Source organism: Pseudomonas sp. PICF6, assembly GCF_009831705.1.
In the GTDB taxonomy this organism is placed as follows: Bacteria; Pseudomonadota; Gammaproteobacteria; order Pseudomonadales; family Pseudomonadaceae; genus Aquipseudomonas; species Aquipseudomonas rhizophila.
On record NZ_WUUD01000026.1, the window covers coordinates 410,697 to 427,376 of the forward strand.

At 60.0% G+C, this 16,680-nt stretch carries 12 protein-coding genes, 1 tRNA gene and 2 pseudogenes; 3 read left to right on the forward strand and 12 right to left on the reverse strand.

From position 1 onward, the window contains the following. Positions 1–270: 270 nt before the first annotated feature. Together cra and GSM73_RS18365 are read left to right on the forward strand one after the other, a co-directional pair. Positions 271–1,266, forward strand: a complete 996-nt coding sequence (cra, locus tag GSM73_RS18360; protein ID WP_139049123.1) for a catabolite repressor/activator — start codon at positions 271–273, stop codon at positions 1,264–1,266. Positions 1,267–1,286: 20 nt separating this feature from the next. Then, positions 1,287–2,063 carry a TatD family hydrolase gene (locus GSM73_RS18365; protein WP_160893423.1) on the forward strand — a complete coding sequence of 259 codons (777 nt, stop codon included), beginning with the start codon at positions 1,287–1,289 and terminating at the stop codon, positions 2,061–2,063. Between the two features lie 58 nt (positions 2,064–2,121). Here GSM73_RS18365 and GSM73_RS28260 read toward each other — a convergent pair. The 5 genes and pseudogenes from GSM73_RS28260 to GSM73_RS18385 all read right to left on the reverse strand — a co-directional run. Further along, positions 2,122–2,694, reverse strand: a pseudogene (locus GSM73_RS28260) (methyl-accepting chemotaxis protein); the annotation flags it as partial. A gap of 333 nt (positions 2,695–3,027) precedes the next feature. After that, a pseudogene (locus GSM73_RS28265) lies at positions 3,028–4,119 on the reverse strand (methyl-accepting chemotaxis protein); the annotation flags it as partial. Between the two features lie 307 nt (positions 4,120–4,426). Continuing rightward, the gene (gene ampE, locus GSM73_RS18375) at positions 4,427–5,263 is read right to left on the reverse strand and encodes a regulatory signaling modulator protein AmpE (RefSeq protein WP_160893424.1); all 837 of its coding nucleotides are present in this window, start codon (positions 5,261–5,263) and stop codon (positions 4,427–4,429) included. Then, positions 5,260–5,820 carry a 1,6-anhydro-N-acetylmuramyl-L-alanine amidase AmpD gene (gene ampD / locus GSM73_RS18380; RefSeq protein WP_047229048.1) on the reverse strand — a complete coding sequence of 187 codons (561 nt, stop codon included), beginning with the start codon at positions 5,818–5,820 and terminating at the stop codon, positions 5,260–5,262. Before ampD ends, ampE begins: the two co-directional genes overlap by 4 nt. A 64-nt stretch (positions 5,821–5,884) precedes the next feature. After that, positions 5,885–8,095, reverse strand: a complete 2,211-nt coding sequence (locus GSM73_RS18385; protein ID WP_076383531.1) for a DUF1631 domain-containing protein — start codon at positions 8,093–8,095, stop codon at positions 5,885–5,887. A 288-nt stretch (positions 8,096–8,383) separates the two neighbouring features. Here GSM73_RS18385 and nadC point away from each other — a divergent pair, with 288 nt between their 5' ends. Next, the gene (nadC, locus tag GSM73_RS18390; RefSeq protein WP_160893425.1) at positions 8,384–9,232 is read left to right on the forward strand and encodes a carboxylating nicotinate-nucleotide diphosphorylase; all 849 of its coding nucleotides are present in this window, start codon (positions 8,384–8,386) and stop codon (positions 9,230–9,232) included. 38 nt (positions 9,233–9,270) lie between these two features. Here the strand turns inward: nadC and GSM73_RS18395 are convergent, their stop codons facing one another. The 7 genes from GSM73_RS18395 to infB form a co-directional block, all read right to left on the reverse strand. Continuing rightward, a complete protein-coding gene (locus GSM73_RS18395; RefSeq protein ID WP_047229051.1) occupies positions 9,271–9,576 on the reverse strand; it encodes a DUF6388 family protein in 306 nt (101 codons plus the stop codon). 201 nt (positions 9,577–9,777) lie between these two features. After that, positions 9,778–9,853: transfer RNA gene (locus GSM73_RS18400), tRNA-Thr, on the reverse strand. 125 nt (positions 9,854–9,978) lie between these two features. Then, entirely contained in the window at positions 9,979–12,084 is a 2,106-nt protein-coding gene (gene pnp, locus GSM73_RS18405) for a polyribonucleotide nucleotidyltransferase (protein ID WP_047229052.1), read from the reverse strand. Between the two features lie 175 nt (positions 12,085–12,259). Further along, a complete protein-coding gene (gene rpsO, locus GSM73_RS18410; protein WP_024684882.1) occupies positions 12,260–12,529 on the reverse strand; it encodes a 30S ribosomal protein S15 in 270 nt (89 codons plus the stop codon). A gap of 142 nt (positions 12,530–12,671) precedes the next feature. Then, positions 12,672–13,589: a tRNA pseudouridine(55) synthase TruB gene (gene truB, locus GSM73_RS18415; protein WP_076383530.1), complete on the reverse strand. Its 918-nt coding sequence runs from the start codon at positions 13,587–13,589 to the stop codon at positions 12,672–12,674. Between the two features lie 3 nt (positions 13,590–13,592). Next, the gene (rbfA, locus tag GSM73_RS18420) at positions 13,593–13,994 is read right to left on the reverse strand and encodes a 30S ribosome-binding factor RbfA (RefSeq protein ID WP_003177871.1); all 402 of its coding nucleotides are present in this window, start codon (positions 13,992–13,994) and stop codon (positions 13,593–13,595) included. Between the two features lie 159 nt (positions 13,995–14,153). Further along, positions 14,154–16,676, reverse strand: a complete 2,523-nt coding sequence (gene infB / locus GSM73_RS18425; protein WP_047229053.1) for a translation initiation factor IF-2 — start codon at positions 16,674–16,676, stop codon at positions 14,154–14,156. Positions 16,677–16,680: the final 4 nt, after the last annotated feature.

Here is a 16,680-nt window from a genome sequence, read left to right on the forward strand (position 1 = left end):
CGGGTTGGCGCCAGGTATTGTTTTGAATGAATCAGCTTAGCGTTACAGGACGGCTTTTGGCGCTATCGCGGCAGACGGGCCAAAAAATCCTGCTAACCTTGAAAATACGCCTGCTGAAACGTTTAATCTAGAAAGATTGGCACGTTACTCGATAATCTCTCATCCTTGAAGTGCAACTTGTCGCCGCTGTCGCGACAGTAACCGTCGTCCTGAATCGGGTAGGATGCCCCTCATTGTCGGGGCAAACTCGAAAAAACAAGGAAAACCGGGTTGAAACTCAGTGATATCGCCCAGTTGGCCGGTGTGTCCGTGACCACCGCCAGCTATGTCATCAATGGCAAGGCCGAACAGCAACGCATCAGCAGCGCCACCGTCGAACGCGTACGCGCCGTGGTCGAGGAGCATGGCTTCACGCCCAACCCCCAGGCTGCCGGGTTGCGCAGCCGGCATACGCGCACGCTGGGTTTCATCCTGCCAGACCTGGAAAACCCCAGTTACGCCCGCATCGCCAAACTGCTGGAACAGGGTGCCCGAGCGCGGGGCTATCAATTGCTGATCGCCAGCTCCGACGATGCGCCCGAGAGCGAACGGCAACTGTTGCAACTGTTCCGCGCCCGGCGCTGCGATGCGCTGATCGTCGCCAGTTGCCTGCCTGCCGGGGACGACAGTTATCGCCAGTTGCAGGCCAAGGGTATCCCGATCATCGCCATCGACCGGGTGATGGAGCCTGCGCACTTCTGCTCGGTGATCAGCGATGACCGCCAGGCCAGCCTGCAACTGACCCGTAGCCTGCTGGAAACCAATCCCCGCCAGATCGCGCTGATCAGCGCCCGGCCCGAATTGAGCATCAGCCAGGAACGCACCGCCGGTTTCAACGAAGCCCTGGCCGGGTTCGAAGGCCAGGTGCTGATCGAGCACGGCGAGTCGTTCAGCCGTGAATGCGGTCGCCAGTTGATGGACGAATTGCTCGCGCGACTGGGGCACCTGCCTGATGCGTTGATCACCACCTCCTATGTGCTGCTGCAAGGGGTGTTCGACGCCCTGCACGACTTCCCGCTCAAGTCGCGCCCACTACGGTTGGGCACCTTTGGTGATACGCAACTGCTGGACTTCCTGCCGCTGCCGGTCAACGCCATGTCCCAGCAGCACCAACTGATCGCCGACAAAGCCCTGGCGCTGGCCCTGGCCGCCATCGAAAACGATGATTACCAACCCGGTGTGCAGGCCATCGCACGCACGTTCAAGCAGCGCATTCATCAGGGCTGAGTATTCTTCAGGATTGAAGCATGGAACTGATCGATACCCACACCCATCTGGATTTCCCCGACTTCGATGCGGATCGCCCGGCGCTGCTGGCCGAAAGCCGCGCCTTGGGCGTGCGGCAGATGGTGGTGCTGGGGGTGTATCGGGATAACTGGCAACGGGTGTGGGATCTGGTGCAAAGCGACCCGGACCTGCACGCCGCGCTGGGCCTGCATCCAGTGTATCTCGACCAGCATCGCCCTGATGATCTGGGGCAATTGCGCCAATGGCTGATCCGCCTGGCTGGGCATCGGCAGTTGTGTGCGGTGGGGGAAATCGGTCTGGACTACTTCATCCAAACCCTGGATCGGGAGCGCCAGCAGGCATTGTTCGAGGCGCAACTGCAACTGGCGGCGGAATTCCAATTGCCGGCGCTGATCCATGTGCGCCGCAGCCACGCCGCCGTGATCGCCACCCTCAAGCGCATTGACCTCAAGCGCGGGGGGATTATCCACGCCTTCGCCGGCAGTTTTGAGGAGGCTCGCGAGTACATCAAGCTCGGCTTCAAGCTCGGCCTTGGTGGCGCCGCCACTTGGCCTCAGGCCCTGCGCATGCATCGGGTACTGGCAAAACTGCCGCTGGACGCGGTGGTGCTGGAAACCGATTCGCCGGACATGGCCCCGGCGATGTTCCCCGGCCAACGCAACAGCCCGGCGCATTTACCGGCCATTTGTGAAGCACTGGCTGGGATCATGACAATCAGCCCTGAGCAGCTGGCAGAGGCCAGCACGGCCAACGCCCGCCAATTGTTCAATTGGTGACCCCCTGTGGGAGCGGGCTTGCTCCCACATTGGATCGGTGGTGAGCACCATCCTTTAACTACACCCGAAACGCATTGATCAACTGCTTGAGCTGCACCACCTGGGCGGACAACTCACGGCTGGCGTCCTCGGTCTGGTGCGCCCCTTCGGCGGTGCGTTCACCGGCGCGATTGATCTCGACGATGTTCTGGTCGATGTCATGGGCCACGGCCGTCTGCTGCTCCACCGCTGCAGCGATCTGCTGGTTCTGGTCGACGATCATACCGACGGCACCGAGGATATTTTCCAGCGCCTGCTGGACCTTTTCCGACTGCCCCACCGTGCCACTGGCCATCTCATGGCTGGTGCCCATGGCTTTGACGGCAGCACCCACACCGCCGTGCAGGCGGGTGATCATTTCTTCGATTTCTTCGGTCGATTGCTGGGTGCGCTTGGCCAGGGTCCGCACTTCGTCAGCCACCACCGCGAAACCGCGCCCCTGCTCTCCGGCTCGTGCGGCTTCGATCGCGGCGTTGAGCGCCAGCAGGTTGGTCTGTTCGGCAATGCTCTTGATCACGTCCAGCACACGACTGATGGCCTGGCTGTCAGTCGCCAATTGATTGATCACCTGCACCGACTGATCGATCTCGCTGGCCAAGCGCACGATGCTGCTCTGTTGCGACTCCACCAGCCCGCGCCCGCTGAGGGTTTCGTCGTTCACGCTGTGGGCGCTACTGACCGCCGCGGCGGCGCTACGAGCCACTTCCTGGGCGGTGGCCGACATCTGGTTCATCGCCGTGGCGACCAGCTCGATCTGGCTGCGCTGCCCGGACACGGCCTGGTTGCTCTGGGCCGACACCGCCTCCACCTGCCCGGCCTGGCGCTCGACCTCGGCAACGGTCCGGCCGACCTGTTCGATCAGGTCATGGATCTTCGCCACCGTGCCATTGAACACTTCACCCAACTCCCCCAACTCATCCTTGCTGCGCGCCACGAAGTTGACCGTCATGTCGCCTGCGGCGACCTTGTCCATCATCTCGCCGAGATGTTTGAGGGTGGTGCGGGTCGAGGCGTAGAAGCCGGCGTACAGGTAAAAGATCAGCAGAAATACGGCGACCAGCGCAACAGCTTGCAGCACCATGTGGCTGCGGTTCTGCTCCAGGCGATGCTGCAACTGAACATCCAGAAAACCCAGGGTCACATCGTTCAGTCGGTAGGTCTGCTCCATCAGACTGCTGACCTGCTCGTAAAACGGCAGCCATGGAGCATCCAGCGTGTCAGCCATCACCACCTGTTCTTCGATCAGTTCACCGGCTTTCTTCAAGGTTGCCTTGCTGCCTTCGGCCTGACTGGCAAGCGCCTGCTCGGCCGCCTTGCTGGAACCCAGGGCGTCCTGAAGCTTGAGGTCATATTCACCCTGCAGCTTTTCGATTTGCCCCAGCAACTCGTCGAACCGGGTGCTCGACGCCGAATTGAGAAAGCCCAGGCCCAGGGACGCAGCGCCCAGCGCACGGCCTTCACCCAGGGTTTGGGTCACGTTGGGGGTCACGCTGATGATCAATTCGCTCAGTTGGCGGATGTCGCCCTGGTTGTCGCGGCTCAGGCCAGCCTGGCTGGCGATGATTTGACTGAACATCTGCGCGCTGTTGAGCAGCTTGCCAATCAGTGCGCTTTTGCTTTGCAGGGAGCGCTCGGCCTGCTGGGCCTTGAAAGCGGCAATCATTTCGTCGCGCTTGGCATCGAAGGCGCTGACCTGTTCAGGATCGACGGCCATGGCTTTCAAGCTCTGCAACCGCGCCAGGACCTGCTTTTCAAGGGCGCCGATCTTCGCCTCCACGTCCCCGGCCTTGCCGGACTGACCGAGGCTGGCATTGATCTGCACCAGATTGTTCAGGGTTTCCAGGTCGCGCCGCAGGGTCAGGCTGTTGCCCAGCAGATCGAGGCTTTGCAGCTCCACTTGCGTGCCCTGGAATTCGCGATAGGAATCGCGCACCAAAAAGAAATTGGTCACCAGCATCGGCAGCAGGAACAACACGCTGATCAGGCTGAACTTCATGCCGAAGCTCAGGCGGTTCATCAGCGCGACGGCGGGCCAGAGCAAACTCTTCACAAGGAAGTCTCCCGGTTGTATTTCTTGTTTTTATGGGCAGGCGCACAGAGACAGCAGATAGCCACTATTTGGGCGCTGTCCCTGTATAGCCTAAATCGGCGGGAAGATTTGTAACTTAAGGTTAACGACGAGCCGTGGCACGGTTCTTGTGGCGAGGGGATTTATCCCCGCTGGGGCGCGAAGCGGCCCCTAGCTATCTTAAAGCCCGCAATCAAATGAGGCTGCTGCGCATCCCAGCGGGGATAAATCCCCTCGCCACAGAGCGTGCGTTTGCCTAAGCCAGCACTGTCCACAGTGCAAACCCGGCATACCAGAGCACCGCCGCACGCAACAACAGCTCCCACAGCCGATCCAGGCTGTTGATGCCGTCCGGGCCCGCGACAGGGTCGGGAATCTCGCCGGCCATCAGCCCGACCTTGCCGATCAGGTCTGCTGCGCTGATGTTCCAGTTCAGCAACTCATGCAGCATGACCCGGCTGACTGCCACGAAGTTGCCCACCAGGGCGAAGCTCGCGGTCAGCAACCGCACCGGCACCCAATCGAAGGCATGGCGCAACTGCGTCGCCCGCTCGGCCACGCCGGGGTTCTGACTGTGCTCGGCGGCCAGCGCCAGCAGGCGATAGCTCAGCGCCGCGACCGGCCCGAGCAGGAAATACCAGAAAATCACCGCGAAAAAACTCTGATAGGCCTGCCACAGCAGATGCCCCTGGACCCGCTCCAGCAACTGCTCGCCGCTATCGGCCTCGATATTCAGGTCGCGCTTGGCCACATGGTCGGCCGCCTGCAGGTCTTCCCGTCGCCAGGCGTCACGAAACGGCCCCAGGTCAGCGAGCAGATCCCCTCGACCGAGGCTGTAAATCACCACCAGCAGATGCACCGGTAGTGCCAGCAGACCATAGGCCACCGGCTCCAATACCCACAGTAACAAGGCCAGTAGCGCCACGGGCAGCAGGACCAGCACAACCAGCACCAGCCAGGGCCGGTTGACCCAGCGTGGGTTCGTCTCGAGTTTGTTCAGTTCGCGCAGCCAACCGCCGTCACGCTGGACCCGATGGCGCAACGCCGAGAATTTCTCGATCCAGATCGCCAGCAGCAGCACCAGAAAACTCATTGCCCTTCCCCTTCTATCAAGGCAGCGCGGTAGCGCGCCCAGTCGAATGCCGGTCCCGGATCGGTCTTGCGACCCGGGGCGATGTCGCTGTGCCCGCAGATGCGCTGCAGCGTGATCGCCTTGAACGCCGCCTGCAACTGCCGGGTCAGGCAGACCAATGCGGCATATTGCGCGTCAGTGAAGGGCAGATCGTCGGTGCCTTCCAGCTCGATGCCCAGGGAAAAATCGTTACACGTCTCCCGCCCTTCAAAGCACGAAACGCCCGCGTGCCAGGCACGATCCAGACAGGAGACAAACTGGGTAATCGCGCCGTCACGCTCGATCAGAAAATGCGCAGACACACGCAGATCGGCGATACCGGCAAAATAGGGGTGTTGCGTGACATCCAGACGATTCTGGAAAAACTCCTGCACCTTGCCCGTGGAAAACTGTGCCGGCGGCAGGCTGATGTTGTGGATCACCAGCAGTGAAATTTCGCCTTCGGGGCGCGCATTGAAGTTGGGTGATGGGCAATGCCGCACGCCATCGCACCAACCACTGGCGGGGTCCAACTGCATACAGGTTCCTTCGATGACGTCAGTGAATGCCGCCAGTATGCCGCGATCGGCCCTGGCTGTGCGATCACTTGCCGCGATTGAGCTGACGCAGATTGCCCAGCACCGATTCCAGCGCCCGGTCGAACAGCAAGGTGTCGTCCAACAGACGCGCCGTCCCTCGGCGAAATTCCAGGGCCAGGCTGGTGCGGCTGTGCTCCAGCACTTTGAGGCCCGTGCGGTTGACGAAGACATATTTGCCGGTGGCCTCGATGATCGCCGCCAGTTTGCAACGCAGGCTGTTGTCATCGTCCTCCTGGAACTCAACCCAGCTTCCCAATCGCAACTGATCGACCTGAAGCAGGCCCACATCATCGGCCGGCAAGTGCACCGCCGCACTGTCTTCCGGGGCCTTTTGAGCGGTGCGCAGGACAATTTTCTCCGAAACCTGGACCATGACCGGCGAATTGAACGACTGGGTTTGTTCCGTTGCCTGTCCCATGCGTTCGAGGGCCAGCACGTGGAGGGTTTCCAGCTCGCTGAAAAACTCGCTGGTGGCAAACGGGTCGAACGCCGAACGGCTCAGGCCTTCACGCAAGGCTTTGAGCAGCTGCGGCACTATCGTCAGCAAGCGCAGGCCGGCATCCGGTTCTTCGTGATGCTGGACGCTCCAGATCAGTTCTTCCAGCGTCAAAACGTCGGCCTGCCACTCGGCTGAATATTTGCCGTGCTTGAAGCAGGTCAGCAATAACACCTGGCTCCAGGCGTGCTGCACAAACTCCACCACCGCCTGCGGCAACACTTTGCCCAGCATGACCTGATTCAGCACGCCTTCGACGCGCAGGCGCGCCAGTTCGGCCTTGGCCCGACCTTCTTCGGCGTCACGAATACGCTGTTCGAGCAATTCGCTGCGACGTCTTTCATCGCTGGTGAAGGCCAGGAAATCGGCCAGCAATTCAGAGAAGATCGCCGGGTCATCGACAAAGTCATTCAACAACCGCTGCACCACCTGTTCGATGCGCAGATAGAGGCTGTCGCGCTGATGGTCGTCGCAATCGCCCCAGCCGGTGGCAGCAGCGGCGATTTCATTGAGCAGCCGTCGGGCCGGATGATTGCCCCGGCTGAAGAAGCTCTTGTCCTGCACCGCAACCTTGAGCATCGGAATCTGCAGACGGCCGATCAACGCCTTGAAGGAGTCCGGCAGGTTATGGTCGTCGAGGATGAATTCAAACATCATCGAGATCAGGTTGATCACGTCTTCATCGGCGTCGTCGACCACCCGCGACTTGCCGCTTCTGACGCTGACCCGGGTCAGCAACTGTTCGAGTTGGCTGCGCAGGTCGAACTCATCCTCGATGGCAGGCGCCGGCACGTACTGCTGCAAATGGGAAAGCAGGCGCAGCAAATCACGGGTCGAGATCGGTTGAGCCGGTGCGCTGGCCTCCAGAGTCGGGGCCACGCTGCCACGCACCTGCATCAATAGTTTCTGCAACGCAGCAAATACTTCCTGCACGCTGTCATCGACTTCGGCGGCCTTGGGGCCGGCACTTTCAGTCTTGGTACGCGGGGCCTCATCGGCGCGATCCGACGCTCGTCGCGAGGGTGAAATCTTGAGATCCGGCAGGATGCCCGTAGCGGCCAGCAACTGGTTGGCCTCGGTATACAGTTGATCGCACTCGCTGAGCACATAGCGCTCAAACAATTTGAGCAGGATCAGCTTGACCTTGATCTCCACCCCCAGGTTGCGACCGGCCTGTAGAAAGTTTTCACACAGCAGCGCCGGGCTCAAAGGGTTCTGCTGGTTTGCCAGCGGCCTGGTGAGCAAGACGCTGAGCCGCGCCGTCAGTTGCTCAAGAGCCACGCTATCGCGACTGAGCACCCGGGTGACCATGGCCTCCACCGCCAGATGACGCTCCAGGTCATCATGCGTGCGCTGAACCTGAGGGCCGGAGGCCTGCGCCGGCGCCAAGGTGGCTTGGGTCGGATCGTATTGGGCGAGGCTGACAAAGGCTTCGAAAAACTGCTCGATAAATTCGCGCTCAATGCTTTTGCGCTTGAGGCGCAAGTCCCGCATGGCTTCGAAGAACAGGTTCTGATCGACATCGTTGCGCGCCCGATCGGCCATTTCAAACAGCGTGTCGTCGGCATTGTCGAACAGCCCCTGCAAACCAAGGCGCAACTGCTGGGCGGCCTTGTCGCGCACCTGAAGCAGAATCACAGGCAGGCGGGCGAGCGGCGAGCGGTTCGCCTGATCGGTAGAAACCTTGTGCAAGGGCACTACATTCCCGTCGTTGTGCATCCTAGTCTCCTGAAAGGGTGCTCTTGCGCTCGAAACGTCAAAGCCATGACGTCAATCGAAAGGCGGATTATCTGGTAAAAGAACCCGGTCATGCCAGCAGACTCTGTGACCCAAGTCGAAATACTCCGCAATAAGTGACCGGACAATCGGGGAAATGTTGCGAGGATGCGACCAAATGCAGGTTTCGATGCCTGGCGCAGACGTCCGGCGCCGTCCCCCATAAGGAACATTGTTTGTGAGACAAGCCACTGGCCCTATAATCGGGCCACTTTGTTTGTGGAGCCCGTTATGCCGAATCTACGTCTCGCCGATCTGACCGCCGAAATCGAGGCCAACGTGCGCCGCGCGTTGCTCGAAGACATCGGCAGCGGCGACATCACCGCGCAACTGATCCCCGCCGAACGCCTGGCCAAAGCCACCATCATTACCCGGGAAGCCGCAGTCATCAGCGGCACGGCCTGGGTCGATGCCGTGTTCCGGCAACTGGATCCGCGCGTCGCCGTGCATTGGCAAGTACGCGATGGCGACCGGGCAAGCCCCGACCAGGCGCTGTTCCACCTCGAAGGCCCGGCCCGCTCGCTGCTGACCGGCGAACGCAGCGCGCTGAACTTTCTGCAGATGCTTTCTGGCGTGGCCACCCGAGCCCGCTACTTGGCCGACTTTGTGGCCGACACCCAGGTCAAGCTGCTGGACACTCGCAAAACCCTCCCAGGGCTGCGCTTGGCCCAGAAGTACGCCGTCACCTGTGGCGGTTGCCATAACCACCGCATCGGCCTCTACGATGCCTTCCTGATCAAGGAAAACCACATCGCAGCCTGCGGCGGCATCGCCCAGGCCATTGCCGCCGCCCACAAGATCGCACCGGGCAAACCGGTGGAAATCGAAGTGGAAAGCCTGACTGAATTGAAAGAAGCGCTGGCGGCCAATGCCGACATCATCATGCTCGACGAACTGAGCCTGGATGACATGCGCGAAGCCGTACGCCTGAACGGCGGCAAGGTGAAGCTGGAGGCCAGCGGCGGGATCAACGAAAGCACGTTGCGCCCGATTGCCGAGACCGGGGTGGACTACATCTCGATCGGGGCAATGACCAAGGATGTGAAAGCGGTGGACCTGTCGATGCGGCTCAGTCTCTGACAACAAAAAACGCCAGCCTCAAAAGGCTGGCGTTTTTATCAGACCACCAGATTATTCATCTCGCAGTATTCATCCCATTCCACACCCAGTACCTCGGCCGCTTCCTTGTGCAAGGCAAGGCGCTGTTCCTCGAACTCTTCAGGTGTGCTGGTGTACTTGAGCGTCAACTCCCAAGGCTGTAATCCCTGGGCTTCGGCCTCATCCTCGAACGCCCACTGGATCTGGTCTTTTTGATCGTCGGCGCTCAGGTCCTTGATCTCTTCGAGCAACTGGGGCGCATCCAGCACGTACTTCTTCAGTGCTTCTTCGTGTCTGGCTTCCTGGGTCAATGCTTTAGCAGTCATGGCGTTCTCGTTGATCTGGGGAATGGAAGATGGATCTGGATCATCAAGGATCTCTCTGACGCAAAAAACCGTGTGAAGCCCGGTTTATCTGGCCTTCAGAACCATTCGGGGATCATCTGAAAACAAATGTGTGTGCTTTTTGGGACAAGGGAATCCTAACAGAGACACAAGCCTGTGCAACAACCGCAAGTGAGAAGAACCTGGTGCCCGAGACAGGAATCGAACCTGCGACCTTCGCGTTACGAGTGCGCTGCTCTACCGGCTGAGCTACACGGGCGGTGGGCTAAACCTAGCACTGAGCTTATGGCCAGGCAACCTGCGACACGGTGATTTCCCGCACACAGCAAAACGCCCCGAACCAGTCGGGGCGTTTGCTTGTTCAGCGGCTAAGCGAGGGGGTGATTAAACGCCCGACGCCTTGGCTGCCGCTACGTCCTTGATGGACAGCTTGATACGACCGCGGTTGTCCACGTCCAGTACCAGCACTTCCACTTCCTGACCTTCTTTGAGGATGTCGGTCACTTTCTCGACGCGAGCATCGCTCAGCATGGAGATGTGAACCAGACCGTCCTTGCCCGGCAGGATGTTGACGAACGCGCCGAAGTCGACGATACGCTCAACCTTGCCCACGTAGATCTTGCCGATCTCGGCTTCTGCGGTGATGCCCAGGACGCGCTGACGTGCTGCTTCTGCCGCTTCCTTGGTTTCGCCGAAGATCTTGATCGAGCCGTCGTCTTCGATGTCGATCGAAGCCTTGGTTTCTTCACAGATCGCACGGATGGTCGCGCCGCCTTTACCGATGACATCACGGATTTTGTCGGTGTCGATTTTCATCGCGATCATGGTCGGAGCGTTTTCCGACAACTCGGTACGCGACTGACCAATGATCTGGTTCATCTGGCCGAGGATGTTCAGGCGCGCTTCCAGGGCTTGGCCCAGGGCGATTTCCATGATCTCTTCGGTGATGCCCTTGATCTTGATGTCCATCTGCAGTGCGGTCACGCCTTTGGCGGTACCGGCCACTTTGAAGTCCATGTCGCCCAGGTGGTCTTCGTCACCCAGGATGTCGGTCAGGACGGCGAACTTCTCGCCTTCTTTCACCAGACCCATGGCGATACCGGCAACCGGAGCCTTCATCGGCACACCGGCGTCCATCAGGGCCAGGGAAGCGCCGCAGACCGAAGCCATGGAGCTCGAACCGTTGGACTCGGTGATTTCCGATACCACGCGAATGGTGTACGGGAACACGTCAGCGGCTGGCAGCATGGCCTGGACCGAACGACGGGCCAGACGGCCATGACCGATTTCGCGACGACCGGCGCCACCCATGCGACCACACTCGCCCACCGAGAACGGAGGGAAGTTGTAGTGCAGCATGAACGGGTCTTTTTTCTCGCCTTCCAGGGTGTCCAGCAGTTGCGCGTCACGGGCGGTGCCCAGTGTTGCAACGACCAGGGCCTGGGTTTCGCCACGGGTGAACAGCGCCGAACCGTGGGTCTTTGGCAGAACGCCGACTTCAATGTTCAGCGGACGCACGGTGCGAGTGTCGCGACCGTCAATGCGTGGCTTGCCGTTGACGATGTTTTCGCGAACGGTGCGGTATTCGATTTCACCGAAAGCGGCTTTGACTTCAGCGGCAGTCGGCTGGCCTTCTTCACCGGACAGCTTGGCAACCACCTGGTCTTTCAGCTCGCCCAGGCGCGCATAACGATCGGCCTTGACGGTGATGGTGTAAGCCTGGGAGATCGCTTCGCCGAACTCGGCACGGATCGCGCCCAGCAGTTCGGTGGCTTCGGCTTGTGGAGCCCAGGTCCAGGTTGGCTTGGCGGCTTCGGCGGCCAGTTCCTTGACGGCGTTGATCACCACCTGGAACTCGTCGTGGGCGAACAGTACAGCGCCCAGCATCTGGTCTTCGGTCAGCTCTTTGGCTTCGGATTCAACCATCAGCACGGCTTCGGAAGTACCGGCCACGACCATGTCCAGGCTCGAAGCTTTCAGTTGCTCGTAGGTCGGGTTCAGCAGGTAGCCGGTGCTTTCGTGGAACGCAACGCGGGCAGCGCCGATCGGACCATCGAAAGGAATGCCGGAGATCGCCAGCGCGGCCGAAGTACCGATCATCGCAGCGATGTCCGGATCAGTCTTCTTGCTGGTGGAAACGACGGTGCAGACAACCTGCACTTCGTTCATGAAGCCTTCTGGGAACAGCGGACGGATCGGACGGTCGATCAGTCGGGAAGTCAGGGTTTCCTTCTCGGAAGGACGGCCTTCGCGCTTGAAGAAACCGCCAGGGATCTTACCGGCAGCGTAAGTCTTTTCCTGGTAGTGGACAGACAGAGGGAAGAAGCCCTTGCCTGGATCGGCTTGCTTGGCACCGACAACGGTCACCAATACGCTGACGTCGTCGTCAACGGTGACCAGCACTGCGCCGGAGGCCTGACGGGCGATACGGCCAGTCTCGAGGGTAACGGTCGACTGACCGAACTGGAATTTTTTGATTACCGGGTTCACGGTGTCCTACCTTCTTTGTGGCTCTTGGGGAACTTGTCTTCTTGCGAAATTCTTGGGCAGTGCGGGGAATCGGCCCAACGACTGTCCAGATAAAACTTGAGGCTGGGAGCCTGCCGGCTGCCGGCGCAAAACGCAGGCAACAGGCAGACAACCAACCTCATAGCGCAATCGCTGATTAGCGACGCAGACCCAGGCGACCGATCAAGGTGCTGTAACGACTTACGTCCTTACCCTTGAGGTAATCCAGCAGCTTACGACGCTGGTTTACCATGCGGATCAGACCACGACGGGAGTGGTGATCTTTACCGTTGGCCTTGAAGTGACCCTGCAGTTTGTTGATGTTGGCGGTCAGCAGTGCAACTTGCACTTCTGGCGAACCAGTATCACCAACAGCTTGCTGGTAGTCGGTCACGATCTGAGCTTTTTCTTCAACGCTGAGTGCCATGTGGCTTTCCTCTTGTAAGGTACCGTTCCCAAGGAAACCGTACCAACAGGCCAGGGACAAATCCCTGTATCTATAAATGAGTAGTGACCGTGCCTGTTAACAGCCACACTCGCCAACCTGCTGTTACACAGGCTGGTTCCGGTCATTCCGACCGAATCAGTCGACGCGGCGCAATGCGCCCGTCTTCGCTCACTTCACCGATACCGATGAAGCGGCCATTGTGATCCTGTACCCGTACCATGCCGAACTTCGGTGCATCCGGAGCACGTACCGGTTGGCCGTTGAGCCAGTAGAACGCGCTGTGCTCGGAGAACTGCAACAGTGGCCAGTCCAGCAGGCCGCTGTCCGATGGCATCAGGAAACGGTCGACCGCTTCGTTGCCGCCTTCGGCATGTACCGCTTCGAGCTCTTCCAGCGTGACCGTCTGGGCCAGCGTGAAAGGTCCGGCCTGGGTCCGTCGCAGTTCGGCCACGTACGCACCACAGCCGAGCTTTTCACCAATATCCTCCACCAGGGTGCGGATATAGGTGCCTTTGCTGCAATCGACTGCCAGCCGCGCAGTATTACCGTCAAAGGCCAGCAATTCCAAGCGCGCAATAGTAACAGAACGCGGTTCACGCTCCACTACTTCGCCTGCACGGGCCAGTTTGTATAACGGCTGGCCATCACGCTTGAGAGCAGAGTACATCGGCGGTATCTGGCTGATTTGTCCGCGAAAACCCGGCAACACAGCCTCGATATCAGCCTGACCAACGGTCACCGGCCGCTCCAGCAACACCTCACCTTCGGCGTCCGCCGTGGTGGTGGTCTTGCCCAGTTGCGCCAGGGTTTCGTAACCCTTGTCCGAATCGAGCAAATACTGAGAGAACTTGGTCGCCTCGCCAAAACACAGTGGCAACACGCCGGTAGCCAGCGGATCAAGGCTGCCGGTGTGCCCGGCTTTCTCGGCATTGAGCAGCCAGCGAACCTTCTGCAACGCCGCATTGGAGGTGAACCCCAGCGGTTTGTCGAGCAGGATGATGCCGCTGACGTTACGGCGGATACGTTTGACCTGAGCCACCGATTACTCCTTGGTGTCTTCGGGTTCAGCCGCAACCGGGTGCTGACTGTCTTCAGCCACGGCGCGCTCGATCAGGGCCGACAGATGCGCGCCCCGCACGACGCTTTCGTCGTAGTGGAAGTGCAACTGTGGAACGCTGCGCAGCTTCATCTCCCGGGCCAACTGCATCCGCAGGAAACCGGCAGCCGAGTTGAGCACCTTGATGCTTTGGGCGATTTCTTCGGCGCTGTCCTGCCCCATCACGGTGATGAAAATCTTTGCATGACCGACGTCACGGCTGACTTCCACTGCGGTAATGGTGACCAGGCCGACGCGCGGGTCTTTGACTTCGCGACGGATCAGTTGGGCCAGCTCGCGCTGCATCTGATCGCCGATTCGTTGGGTACGGCTATATTCTTTTGCCATGTCTTGTTACCTGTTACTGCCCCACGGTCAAACCCGTGAGGTCTGAAAGCGGCAAACGCCCGGCCTGACAAAAGCCAGACCGGGCGTTGCGTTTAGAGTCCGCCTGAGAGGCAGCGCATGTTCATGCGACTGCCCGGTGCGGCTCTTGAAGTACGCGAGTCAGAGGCTGCGAGCAACCTGGACCTTCTCGAAGACTTCGATCTTGTCGCCGACCTTGACGTCGTTGTAGCTCTTGACGCCAATACCGCATTCCATGCCAGCGCGGACTTCCGAAGCGTCATCCTTGAAGCGGCGCAGGGATTCCAGCTCGCCTTCGAAGATAACGATGTCTTCACGCAGTACACGGATTGGACGGTTACGGTGAACGACACCTTCGATCACCATGCAACCGGCGATCGCGCCAAACTTCGGCGAACGGAACACGTCACGCACTTCAGCGGTACCCAGGATGTTCTCGCGAACATCGCTGCCCAACATACCGGTCAGGGCTTTCTTGACGTCTTCGATGATGTCGTAGATCACGTTGTAGTAACGCATATCCAGACCTTCCTGCTCGACGATCTTGCGAGCGCCGGCATCGGCACGCACGTTGAAGCCAAACAGTACAGCGTTGGAGGCCAGTGCCAGGTTGGCGTCGGATTCGGTGATACCACCGACACCGCCACCGACCACGCGCACTTGCACTTCGTCGTTACCCAGGCCATTCAAGGCGCCGTTCAACGCTTCCAGCGAACCACGGACGTCGGATTTGAGGACGATGTTGAGCGTCTTCTTCTCTTCCTGGCCCATGTTCTCGAAGATGTTTTCCAGCTTGCCGGCGTGAGCACGAGCCAGTTTGACTTCGCGGAACTTGCCTTGACGGAACAGAGCCACTTCACGGGCTTTCTTCTCGTCAGCCACAACGCTCATCTCGTCGCCAGCGTCCGGAGTGCCGTCCAGGCCGAGGATCTCGACCGGGATAGCAGGACCTGCTTCCTTGATGGGCTTGCCGTTCTCGTCGAGCATGGCGCGCACGCGGCCATAGTTCGAACCGACCAGCACCATGTCGCCCTGGCGCAGGGTACCGTCTTGAACCAGAACGGTCGCAACCGGGCCACGGCCCTTGTCGAGACGCGATTCGACGACCACGCCACGGCCAGGAGCCGAAGGTGTAGCAGTCAGTTCCAGAACCTCGGCTTGCAACAGAACGGCTTCGAGCAGTTCGTCAACGCCGGTACCCATCTTCGCAGAGACCGGTACGAATGGAGTGTCGCCACCCCACTCTTCGGAAGTCACGCCGTGAACCGACAGTTCGCTACGGATGCGATCGAGATCGGCGCCCGGTTTGTCGATCTTGTTCACCGCAACCACCAGAGGGACGCCAGCTGCCTTGGCATGCTGAACGGCTTCGATGGTTTGTGGCATCACGCCGTCGTCCGCTGCTACCACCAGGATCACGATGTCGGTCGCTTTGGCACCACGGGCACGCATTGCGGTAAACGCAGCGTGACCCGGGGTGTCGAGGAACGTCACCATGCCGCGGTCGGTTTCAACGTGGTAGGCGCCGATGTGCTGGGTGATACCACCCGCCTCGCCTGCCGCAACCTTCGCACGACGGATATAGTCGAGCAGGGAGGTTTTACCGTGGTCAACGTGGCCCATTACGGTCACGACCGGAGCACGGGAAACCGCCTCGCCTTCAAACTTCAGGGACTCGGCCAGGGAATCTTCCAGGGCAGTGTCGCTGACCAGGGTCACTTTGTGGCCCAGCTCTTCAGCAACCAGTTGGGCAGTTTCCTGATCCAGTACCTGGTTGATGGTGGCCGGCGTACCCAGCTTGAACATGAACTTGATGATTTCAGCAGCCTTGACCGACATCTGCTGGGCCAGATCGCCCACAGTGATGGTCTCGCCGATTTTCACTTCACGCACGACAGGGCCGGTAGGGCTCTGGAAACCGTGGGCGTTGCGTTTCTTCAGCTTGGCCTTGCCGCGACCGCCACGACGGAAGCCATCGCTTTCTTCGTCGGTGGTACGTGGCGCAACGCGTGGCGCTGGCGCCTTTTCCTTGACCGAAGCACGATGAGGAGCGTTTTTGCGCTCGCCATCACCACTGCCCCGACGGTTGTCGTCGGCACGTGGTTTGTCCGGACGACGCTGTTCGTCGCGCTTGCGGGTATCGGCCGCAGGTGCTGGAGCGGGTGCCGGGACCGGCGCGCTTTCACGCACAGGCTCGGCTGCCGGGGCTGGAGCCGCAACGGCTTCGGCCGGAGCGGATTGCGCAGCAGCAGGCTGGCGACGCGCTTCTTCTTCGGCGCGACGCTTGGCTTCTTCTTCAGCCTTCTGACGTGCAGCATTTTCTACTGCGCGACGTTCTTCCAGTTCGCGTTTGCGCTCGGCTTCGATTTCTTCCGGGCTGCGCTGTACGAAGACTTTCTTCTTGCGTACTTCAACGCTGATGCTTTTGCTACCGGCAACACGCAGGGTGCTGGTGGTTTTACGCTGCAGAGTGATCTTGCGCGGTTCTTCCACTTTCGCCTTGTGACTGCTCTTCAAGTGAGTCAGCAGGGACTGCTTCTCACTGTCGGTCACATGTTCCTCGGCGGCGGTGTGCGGCAGACCTGCCTCACGCATCTGCTGCAACAGGCGCTCTACCGGTGTTTTGACCTCATCGGCCAGTTGTTTCACCGTGACTTGCGTCATGCAC